Below are 10691 nucleotides of genomic sequence, written 5' to 3' on the forward strand. Positions count from 1 at the left end.
ATATCTAACTTTGCCATTCTATAATGGAAAAGCGACTTAACGACTTCAAAAAAATATTCAATGGCGAATTTCACATCGATTCGCTTCATACTTCTTTGTATGCAACCGATGCTTCGGTCTATAGACGTATTCCTTTGGCAGTTGCCTACCCAAAAAATGCAAGGGGAATTATTCAGTTAATTTCATTTGCAGAAACAATTAATTCATCCTTAATTCCTAGAACTGCCGGAACTTCACTGGCGGGGCAATGTGTTGGTAATGGAATTGTAGTAGATGTTTCCAAATACTTCACAAATATACTTTCGGTAGATAAAGAAGCGAAAACAGTAACGGTACAGCCTGGTGTTGTTCGCGATGAGCTCAATGCATTCTTAAAACCCTATAACCTCTTTTTCGGTCCGAATACTTCAACTAGCAATCGCTGTATGATTGGCGGCATGGTTGGGAATAATAGTAGTGGTACAACTTCAATTCAGTATGGCGTAACGCGTGATAAAGTTTTAAAGCTGAAAACAATACTTTCGGATGGAGAAGAAGTTGTGTTTGAAAAATTGTCTAAAGCAGGGTTTTTCCGTAAAATGAATCTCAATTCTTTGGAGGGTGCTATATATAAATCAATTTACGACGAATTGATTTCACCCAAAGTACAAGAAGAAATTAAAAATGAATTCCCAAAACTCGAAATTCATCGTAGAAATACAGGCTATGCGGTTGATGCCTTGTTAAACACTTCGGTTTTTGGAGACTTTACAGAAGAAATCAATCTTTGTAAACTCCTCTGCGGAAGCGAAGGCACATTGGCTTTTACAACCGAAATTACCTTGCAATTAGATCCTTTACCGCCGCAATATACCGCAATGGTTGCAACACATTATAAAACCCTCGAAGCTTGTTTAAACGATGTGGGAGTCGCAATGAAACACAAGTTACACACTTGTGAAATGATGGACAACGTGATTCTGGACTGTACCCAAAAGAGTAAGACCTATGAGCCGTACCGTTTTTTTGTAAAGGACAGTCCAAAGGCGATTTTGTTGTTAGAGTTAAAGAGTGATTCGGAAACAGACTTGCAAAATCAAATTGCGTCATTATTAGTTTCGTTAGAAGTTTCAAAATTAAGCTATCACAATCCCGTTTTACGAGGCGAAGAAATTGAAATGGCTTTAGAATTACGCAAGGCAGGTTTGGGACTTTTAGGAAATATGGTCGGCGATAAAAAAGCTGTTGCCTGTATTGAAGACACGGCAGTGGCTTTGGAGGACTTGCCCAATTATATTTCAGAGTTTACTGCTTTGATGAAAAAGTATAACCAACAGGCAGTGTACTACGCACACGCTGGTGCAGGAGAGCTTCATTTACGTCCAATCCTCAATCTAAAGGAAAAAGAAGGTGTAGCATACTTCAGAAAAATAACGACCGATGTTGCCAAACTTTGCAAAAAGTACAAAGGTTCTTTTAGTGGCGAACACGGGGATGGAATTGTTAGATCGGAATTTATTTCGTTAATGATTGGCGAAAAAAATTATGAACTATTAAAGCGCATTAAATTAGCATTCGATCCACAAAACATCTTCAATCCTGGGAAAATAGTCGATTCTTTTAAAATGGATGAGGCGTTGCGATATGTAGCTGATAGGAAAGAGCCACAAATAAAAACCTTGATGGATTTTGAAGATTATCAAGGAATCCTCCGTCTTGCCGAAAACTGTAACGGCAGTGGCGATTGCCGAAAAAGTGCCGATGCCGCAGGAGCCATGTGTCCGAGTTATCAAGCAACCAAAAACGAAAAAGATACTACGCGCGCCAGAGCCAATATACTTCGCGAGGTTTTAACCAACAATGAAGCCCTTAACAAGTTCGATTCTGAAGAGCTGAAGCAAGTAATGGATTTATGTATTAGTTGTAAAGCTTGTTCTAGTGAGTGTCCTAGTAATGTGGACATAAGTATGGCAAAAGCTGAGTTTTTATATCAATACCACAAAGCGCATGGCGTTAGTTTTTCAGATAAACTCTTTGCGAAAAGTACCAAAATAAACAAGTTGGCTTCCATTTTTCCGAAATTATCGAACTGGGTTTACTCTAATTCAATAACATCAAGGATTATTAGAAATATTGGCGGCGTGCATCAAAAGCGTTCTTTGCCTAAAATTTCGAGCGAGAGTTTCCAGAGTCTTTTCCGTGGCAAAGAGATGAATTTTCTTGGAAAAAATAGCTATAAAGGTAAAACCAAAGGCAGTGTATTACTGTTCGTAGATGAATTCAGTAATTATTTGGATGCCGAAATCGCCGAAGATAGCTATTTGCTTCTTTCGCATTTGGGATATAACGTTACTGTAATAGACACATTGGACAGCGGTCGTGCAATGATTTCGAAAGGTTTTTTAAAAGAAGCAAAAGTCGAGGTAAACAAAAATATTTCATTTTTAAAAAATAAAGTTTCCGAAAATGTTCCTCTCGTGGGCATTGAACCTTCCGCCATTCTTTCCTTTCGTGACGAATATTTGAGGTTGGCAGACGATAAACCTTCCGCTGAAAACATTTCAAAGCACACGTTTTTGATTGAGGAGTTCTTGGCAAAAGAAATTGAAAAGGGAAATATAACTTCCGCACAATTCACTTCCGAAGAAAAAAATATTAAAATCCATTCTCACTGTCATCAGAAATCACTCAGCAATCAAAAAGTTACTTTTGATATTTTAAACCTTCCCAAAAATTACAAACCCACAATCATTCCTTCCGGATGTTGCGGCATGGCTGGGAGTTTTGGTTTCGAAAAGGAACATTACGAAATAAGTATGCAAATAGGGGAGTTGAAGCTCTTTCCCGCAGTTCGTAAATCTGCTGAAGACATTATTATTGCTGCAAATGGGACAAGCTGCCGTCACCAAATTTTGGACGGAACAGACCGCAAAGCTTTGCATCCTGTTACGGTTCTTAAAAATGCACTACTCTAGTGCGGAAGGTTGGAAACACGACCGCTTTGCTAAACGGCTCTTGACAGCCATTGTTCTTTTTAATATTTAGATTGAGAGAAGAGTTGTGACAGTTTCAATTGCTGCTTAATTTGATTTTGTATATTTACTTGTTGGCAACCAATTTGAAGAGAGACCGAATTTAAATGAAAAGACGTTTAAATATTTTGCATTTCAGCCTTTATTTAATTGAGAACAAATCACACTCTCTTTTCAATAAAATCAATCCTGCGTTATTACTTTTTAAAATACCTTCTGTTAAAAGGCGAATGAAAGAAAAAGAAGGAATTGAAAACCCGACTGAATGGTATGATGAATTTTGGACTGATAAAAAAAATGGATTTGGTCTATGGTTTATCGGAGGTTGGCTTATCGGAATTGTTGCTCTGACTTTTATTGGATTAGGAATTATAACTATTAAAATATTATCTCCTGAATTAGTTTGGAATAAATATTTTTTTATTTCATCTGGTGTTATTTCATATTTGATTTGTTACTTTTTAGTCTTTAAAAATGACCAATATTTAAAATATTTTAAGGAATTTGAAAATTGGACTATAAGTGAAAAAAGAAAAAAAACATTATCTAGTATCGTATTTATATTGAGCGTAATTGTCTTATTTTTTTTAAGTCTTGTATATTTTTGAAATAAAAAACGGGTTACAATGGCTATAATTAATACGGGTTTTTGGTGTTTAATCCAAAATTTAGGAATATTTACTAAGTCCGCCAAATCTTTTGATTTACAACTCTTTTTTATTTTATATTTTGGAAGTTGTAGTCCTTCGGTAGGCTTTTAGATGAATAATATAAAACAAAATGCAAAAGATTTGGCTTGTGGATAATCCGAAAGTTAACTGCTTATTTACAGCCCTACTTCTTTTGTACTAAACGTTGCCCAGACCAAGGATCTATAATTACTGTAATTTACGGTATTAAAACTTGATACGTACGTAATTATACCGTACATTTGTTAAAAATTAGAATTATGGCAACGAAAGAATTAAAACAGGAAAAAGCGAGATTTGATACGCGCCTTTCTAAAGAACAAAAAATGTTTTTTGAACGAGCTGCAAGAATTGGTGGCTATAGAAGTTTAACCGACTTTGTTGTTTTGGCAGTACAAGAAAAAGCTAAAGAAATCATTGCGGAAAATGAGCAAATCATTGCCTCAAAAAAAGATAGCGAAATATTCTTTGATGCAATCACAAATTCATCAAAAGCAAATAAAAATCTTGTTGATGCTGCAAATGAATATAAAGCTCATTTGTCCGAATGAAAGAACTCACAGAAAGTTTAAACACTAAACATAGAAAAAATGAATTTTCTTGTGGGAAAGATATGTTGGATAATTATCTGCAAAGACAAGCCAATCAAGATATTAAAAGGAAATTATCTGTATGTTTTGTTTTAAATGATAATGAAACTGATTTATTAAAAGGGTATTATACTTTAGCAAACAACAGTATAGCGCAAGAATTAATTCCCGCAGAATTTCAAAAAAAACTACCAAACTCTTACAAATCAATTCCTACTACGCTACTTGGGCGATTAGCAATTGATAAAAGATTTCAAAGACAAGGTGTAGGAAAATTATTGTTGGTTGATGCGCTACGACGAAGTTATGATATTTCAAAAAGCATCGGTTCATTTGCAGTTGTAGTTGACCCAATAGATGAAGATGCCGAAAAGTTTTATTACAAATTTGGATTTATAAAACTTCCAGATAGTGGTAAAATGTTTCTGCCGATGAATACGATTCGCACATTGTTTGAATAGAGGTTTTGAGAGCATAAACGTATCTTGTAGAATATAGTGAGAATGGTTGCTAAAGGAGGATCGGACATTTTCACGAAGTCGCCAAATTTTTAAATTTGACGATTTCTAAAAAAAGATACAAACTAAAATTTAAAAATCTGGATTGTGCCTATCCAAAACAGCCTGTTTTAGCATTTAATTTACAGGTACTTAGTCAGATACCCAAAAAACCGTAAACCAAATCAATAACCTAATCTAAATTATATGAAAGCTAAAAATCCCGTAGTATGGTTCGAAATTTATGTCGATGACTTAAATAGAGCTAAAAAATTTTATGAAGCAGTATTAAAAGTGGAGTTAAGCGAAATGCCAATGCCCGAATCTGAGGAAGCTATGCAAATGTTATTCTTTCCTATGGAAGAAAAAGGTGAAGGTGCAGCTGGAGCACTTGTTAAAATGGACGGTTTTCAGGCTGGAGGCAATTCTACCTTAATTTATTTTGGAAGCGAAGATTGCAGCATTGAAGAAGCTAGGATTGAAGCCGCAGGCGGAAAAATTATTCAGTCAAAACAATTTATCGGAGAATATGGCTCTATAGTCCTTGCGCAGGATACCGAAGGCAATATGTTCGGAATACATTCGCAATCCTAAGATGCAGGTATGCCAATAGAAAACATTCCTCAAATTTACCTTGACGATAATAAAGAAATTCCAGATTTATTTGTCTACGATTTCAAAATGACAAACGATGTGGTAAAAAGCAAAGTGAATTTGGGGATGAATATGTTTAGTTTTTTGCAAGTTGGTAAAAAACAAGTTCATTTCGCTGGCACATCAGTTGCCGTAAACAAAAACCAATCGTTACTTCTTAAAAAAGGAAATTGGCTATGGACAGAACTACTGGAAACCGAAGCTATTTATTATTGTAAGCTCTTCTTTTTTTCAGAAAAGCGCCTTTGTTCGTTTTTAGAAAAGCACAATCTACATCAAGATGAAGTAGCATACGAAAATCCATATTTCATAATACGAAACGATTCCTATATTACTTCCTATTTAAATTCATTAAGTACAATTGGCAATGCTCCAGCGGTTTTTATGCAAAATTTACTCTCTGTGAAATTTGAAGAATTATTGCTTTATCTTATTCAGAAATACGGAAGAAAGTTTGAGCTATATTTACATTCCTTAGTTATTCTGGAGAGTTCGGCCTTCAAAAAAACGGTTGAAAGTAAAATACATTCCAATTTAAAGTTAGAGGAAATCGCTTTCTTATGCAACATGAGTCTATCAACCTTTAAGCGCAATTTTATAGCCGAATATAATGTTAGCCCCGGAAAGTGGTTTCAAAATAAAAGACTGCAAAGAGCAAAAGAGCTATTAGAAGGTGGAAATCTAAAAGCATCTGATGTCTACCTAGAAATTGGCTATAACAATCTTTCAAATTTCAGCATTGCTTTTAAAAACAAATTTGGGTTTAGCCCAAGTGAAACTTCTTAATAGTTTCTCATTTTCCGAAGCCTTAATGATTGACCCTTTTTCATAAGCACCTGAACTGTTTTAGTAAGCACTAGACTTTAAAGGTAGTGTACATTTGTTTCATATAATAACAACACTTAAAACAGGAAATCATGAACATTACATTAGCACAAGCAGAAAATGCAATCAAAGCTGCAAAACAAAAAGCTACGGCAATAGACACAAAAATGAACATCGCAATTGTAGATGCAGGTGCAAACTTAGTGGCTTTTGTGCGTATGGACGGAGCTTGGTTAGGTTCACTGGATATAGCTATTAAAAAAGCCAAAACTGCACGTTATTTCGATATGAACACCGGAATAATAGGTGAATTATCACAACCTGGAGGTTCTTTGTACAACATTGAGCATTCCAATGGAGGTTTAATTACTTTTCCTGGAGGAGTTCCAATCAAAAATGATAACGATGAAATCATTGGCGCTATTGGAGTAAGCGGAAGTTCAGTAGAAAATGACCACGCTGTTGCAGAAGCTGGAGCCACATCTCTGTAATAAACTGTATTTTCTTTGGAAAGAGGGTAATCCACAATGGGTTATCCTCTTTTTTATTTTCAGTAGTTTGTAAAGGATAGGAGCGGTGAGTTTTCAAAAGCCGCTTTAACTTCTTTTACTCTGTTAATTCAACTCTTTTGTTCTTAACTTCCTAAAATCCTATTTCCCAAAATGATTTTTGAATATTTCCTTCTGAAAGTTTACATTTGTTGAAAACCAACCTATGGCGGGAAATTCCTTCGGAAAAGTCTTTACTCTTACCTCCTTTGGCGAATCGCATGGCGCGGCCATTGGCGGTATTATAGATGGTTGTCCGGCAGGCCTAAAGTTAGACTTTGAAGCCATTCAAACCGAAATGCAACGTCGAAAACCAGGGCAGTCTGCAATCGTAACCCAACGAAAGGAGGAGGATGATGTTAAGTTTCTTTCTGGAATATTCGAGGGCGTAACCACAGGAACTCCCATTGGATTTGTTATAGAAAACACGAATCAAAAAAGTAATGACTACAGCCATATAAAGAATATTTATCGTCCTTCGCACGCAGATTATACCTACGATAAAAAGTACGGAATTCGTGATTATCGTGGTGGAGGCCGCTCATCGGCGCGAGAAACCGCTTGCCGGGTTGTGGCTGGAGCCATTGCAAAACAGCTGCTTTCAGAAATTAAAATCAATGCTTTTGTTTCTTCAGTTGGTAACATTTTTATCGATAAACCGTACCAAGACCTAGATTTTACGAAAACTGAAAGTAATAGTGTGCGCTGCCCAGATATGGATAGTGCCGCAAAAATGGAAAATCTTATTAAAAAAATTAGAAAAGATGGCGACACTGTAGGCGGTACTATAACTTGTGTGCTACAAAACGTTCCCGTTGGTTTAGGCGAACCTGTGTTTGATAAACTTCACGCCGAACTCGGTAAGGCGATGCTCTCAATTAACGCTGTTAAAGGTTTTGAATATGGCAGCGGATTTTGTGGTGCGAAAATGAAAGGAAGCGAACATAACGATGTGTTTAACCCAGATGGCAGTACCAAATCGAATCTAAGTGGCGGTATTCAAGGCGGAATAAGTAATGGGATGGATATATATTTTAGAGTAGCTTTTAAACCCGTTGCAACGCTAATGCAAAATCAAGAAACCATAGATACTAAAGGGAATAAAGTAATTGCAGAAGGTAAAGGGCGTCACGACCCGTGTGTTGTTCCTCGTGCAGTGCCAATTGTTGAAGCTATGGCCGCTCTTGTATTAGCAAATTTTTGGTTGCTGAATAAAATTAATAAACTGAATGACTAATAAATTGAATACATAAGTCTCAAGTCTAAAATCTCAAATCTAATTTCTCTCATTTCACGTTTAATACCTAACCCCTAACTATGAAAAAACTTGCGCTACACTGGAAAATAATCATCGGTCTTATTTTAGGTATTATTTGGGCCTTGTTATCTAGTAAATTGGGATGGAGTGAGTTTACCATCGACTGGATTGCACCGTTTGGAACTATTTTCATCAATTTGCTAAAATTGATTGCGGTTCCGTTAGTGTTAGTTTCTATTATAAGTGGTGTGGCGAATATCGGTGATCCATCGAGTCTAGGTAGAATGGGAGGGAAGACACTATTGGCGTATCTACTAACTACATTTTTTGCGGTGACTTTAGGTTTAGTACTGGTGAATGTCATTAAACCAGGAAAACTTATTGATGAACAAAGCCGAATAGACAACAGGATTAGTTACGAGATATGGGCCAATGCCGAAGGTCGCGTGATAAAAGATGGTATTAACTATCTTCAAGACCCAACATTTTTTGAACGTGCCCAAAAAATCACAGATCTTTCGAAAGGACAATTGAAAGATGCCGCAGTCGCAGAAAAAATGGAAACTGCTCAAAAAACTAAAGAATCAACGCCTTTACAACCCCTAGTAGACATTGTTCCGGAAAACTTTTTCTTTTCACTTACTGATAATGGACTAATGCTTCAAATTATTTTCTTCGGAATATTTTTTGGCGTGTGTTTGCTTTTAATCCCCAATGAAAAATCTAAGCCGCTAACAGACTTTATGGATAGTGCCATGGAAGTCTTTCTGAAAATGGTAGACTTGGTTATGCAAGCAGCTCCATTCTTCGTTTTTGCTTTGTTGGCTGGCGTTGTAAGTAAAATGGCAGGAAACGATATAGGAAAAGTATACGAAATTTTTAAAGGTCTAAGTTGGTATTCGCTTACTGTATTTTTAGGGTTAATGCTGATGATATTTGTAGTGTATCCATTGCTAACAAAGTTAATCGTTAGAAAAATTCCATATCGCGGATTTTTTAAAGCCATGGCACCAGCACAAACACTAGCCTTTTCAACGTCGAGTAGTGCGGCTACCCTTCCTGTAACAATGGAATGCGTTGAAGAAAACTTAGGAGTCGATAAAAAAATAACCAGTTTTGTGTTACCAATCGGAGCAACGGTAAACATGGATGGAACCTGCCTCTATCAAGCCATTGCAGTAGTGTTTTTAGCACAATTACACATGATAGACCTTACGTTGGGGCAACAACTTACAATTGTACTTACGGCTACATTAGCGTCTATCGGCTCCGCAGCGGTACCTAGTGCTGGCTTGGTAATGCTAATAATTGTTTTAGAATCGATTGGTTTAAATCCTGCGTGGATTGCAATTATCTTCCCTGTAGATAGAATTTTAGATATGTTCCGAACCGTTGTAAATGTTACAGGCGATGCTACAGTTTGTACTATTATTGCAGACGGGGAAGGCATGCTAAATTATGACCCAAAGGACGATCCTTCCGAAACTTTTGATCTAGACTCATAGTACTGTTCTCAATGCTTTTGTAGCACCATGTATTTGTTATTGAGAAGCTTGAGGATTTATTTTATGCTAAATATTTTTGTGTTTTAAGAAAAATGTAGTATTTTAGAAAACTCTCCCCACTATTGAATATTATTTATTCGTGTTTTCTACTATTTTTTAACTTAAACGCATCTTTATGAAATTTCTGTTTTTATTCATTTTAGGAATTGTACTCACCCTAAATTTAAATGCCCAGGTAGGAATTGGCACAACCACACCTTCACCTGCAGCGATGTTGGAGGTGAGTAGTCAAACCGATGGAGCAGGGGCCTACAAAGGAATTATGCCTCCTCGAGTACCCGATGTTGCAGCCCGGGATGGTATAAATACTGTAGCCACAGACGAAGGATTAATTGTTTATGTCGAAAGCATAGGATGTTTACAGGTTTATAATGGTTCTGGTTGGGAAAGTATTCATTGTGTAAACACCATAGGTTTTACAAACTTGTTTCAAAACTTCGATATGAACACTACTTGGGGATATAGCTCAGATGTGGCTTTTTTTGATAATGGGAATAAAGGATTTTATGGTGTTACGAATTCTTCAAATGGTGGCTTTAGCAATATTACAACCTTAACCAATGATTTTTTAGGTGTTTTGGATTTAGATGACACCGAAGATGGCAACGGTACTATAGGTTACGCTACAATTACATTCAACACCATAGATGTTTCGGCCGCAACAGGAGGGGTGACTATTTCTTTTGATTATGACTTTTTTGAATTTGATAATGGTGATAACGCTTATTATACGGTAGTCATAGACGGAGTAGACCAAACAGAAGTTACTTTAATTGAAGGTATAACAGACTTATCGCTTTCGGGATCAATATCTGAGTCAGTGCCTGGAGGAACAACTTTGGTTGCTTTAAAGATACGAGTCAAGCAAAATGGACAGGCTGATTATGCCGGCTTTGATAATTTTGCGCTTGTTGCTAATTAGTGGTAAGTCTCATAAAAAAGTAAGAATCTAGATTTCTACGGCTCAACACAAAAAGTTGTGGAGTAACTAAAATTGAGGGAACTTTGAAATAAAGATTTTCGATGTCCTCAGATTCATTATTAGCGATAGCCA

The 10691-nt window shown here is 36.3% G+C and carries 10 protein-coding genes; all 10 read left to right on the forward strand.

The features are described from left to right. Window positions 1-23 precede the first annotated feature (23 nt). The 10 genes from BLW28_RS11430 (at window position 24) to BLW28_RS11475 (ending at window position 10559) form a co-directional block, all read left to right on the forward strand. Window positions 24-2954 carry an FAD-binding and (Fe-S)-binding domain-containing protein gene (locus BLW28_RS11430; RefSeq protein ID WP_073219457.1) on the forward strand — a complete coding sequence of 977 codons (2931 nt, stop codon included), beginning with the start codon at window positions 24-26 and terminating at the stop codon, window positions 2952-2954. A 287-nt stretch (window positions 2955-3241) separates the two neighbouring features. Continuing rightward, a complete protein-coding gene (locus BLW28_RS11435) occupies window positions 3242-3619 on the forward strand; it encodes a hypothetical protein (RefSeq protein ID WP_143036872.1) in 378 nt (125 codons plus the stop codon). A gap of 341 nt (window positions 3620-3960) precedes the next feature. Then, window positions 3961-4251 carry a type II toxin-antitoxin system TacA family antitoxin gene (locus tag BLW28_RS11440; RefSeq protein WP_073219463.1) on the forward strand — a complete coding sequence of 97 codons (291 nt, stop codon included), beginning with the start codon at window positions 3961-3963 and terminating at the stop codon, window positions 4249-4251. After that, window positions 4248-4751, forward strand: a complete 504-nt coding sequence (locus BLW28_RS11445; protein WP_073219466.1) for a GNAT family N-acetyltransferase — start codon at window positions 4248-4250, stop codon at window positions 4749-4751. The genes BLW28_RS11440 and BLW28_RS11445 overlap by 4 nt, the downstream gene beginning before the upstream one ends. 243 nt (window positions 4752-4994) lie before the next feature. Continuing rightward, window positions 4995-5381: a VOC family protein gene (locus tag BLW28_RS11450; protein ID WP_073219469.1), complete on the forward strand. Its 387-nt coding sequence runs from the start codon at window positions 4995-4997 to the stop codon at window positions 5379-5381. A 9-nt stretch (window positions 5382-5390) separates the two neighbouring features. After that, window positions 5391-6227 (forward strand): helix-turn-helix domain-containing protein, encoded by an 837-nt coding sequence (locus tag BLW28_RS11455; protein WP_073219472.1) that lies wholly within the window; start codon window positions 5391-5393, stop codon window positions 6225-6227. Between the two features lie 131 nt (window positions 6228-6358). Further along, the gene (locus BLW28_RS11460) at window positions 6359-6757 is read left to right on the forward strand and encodes a GlcG/HbpS family heme-binding protein (RefSeq protein ID WP_073219474.1); all 399 of its coding nucleotides are present in this window, start codon (window positions 6359-6361) and stop codon (window positions 6755-6757) included. Between the two features lie 223 nt (window positions 6758-6980). Continuing rightward, window positions 6981-8051, forward strand: coding sequence for a chorismate synthase (gene aroC / locus BLW28_RS11465; protein ID WP_073219477.1), 1071 nt, complete (start codon window positions 6981-6983; stop codon window positions 8049-8051). 80 nt (window positions 8052-8131) lie between these two features. Next, window positions 8132-9577, forward strand: coding sequence for a dicarboxylate/amino acid:cation symporter (locus BLW28_RS11470; protein ID WP_073219480.1), 1446 nt, complete (start codon window positions 8132-8134; stop codon window positions 9575-9577). Window positions 9578-9752: 175 nt separating this feature from the next. Then, the gene (locus BLW28_RS11475; protein WP_073219482.1) at window positions 9753-10559 is read left to right on the forward strand and encodes a hypothetical protein; all 807 of its coding nucleotides are present in this window, start codon (window positions 9753-9755) and stop codon (window positions 10557-10559) included. Window positions 10560-10691 lie beyond the last annotated feature (132 nt).

It is taken from the genome of Aequorivita viscosa (genome assembly GCF_900106795.1).
Lineage (GTDB): Bacteria > Bacteroidota > Bacteroidia > Flavobacteriales > Flavobacteriaceae > Aequorivita > Aequorivita viscosa.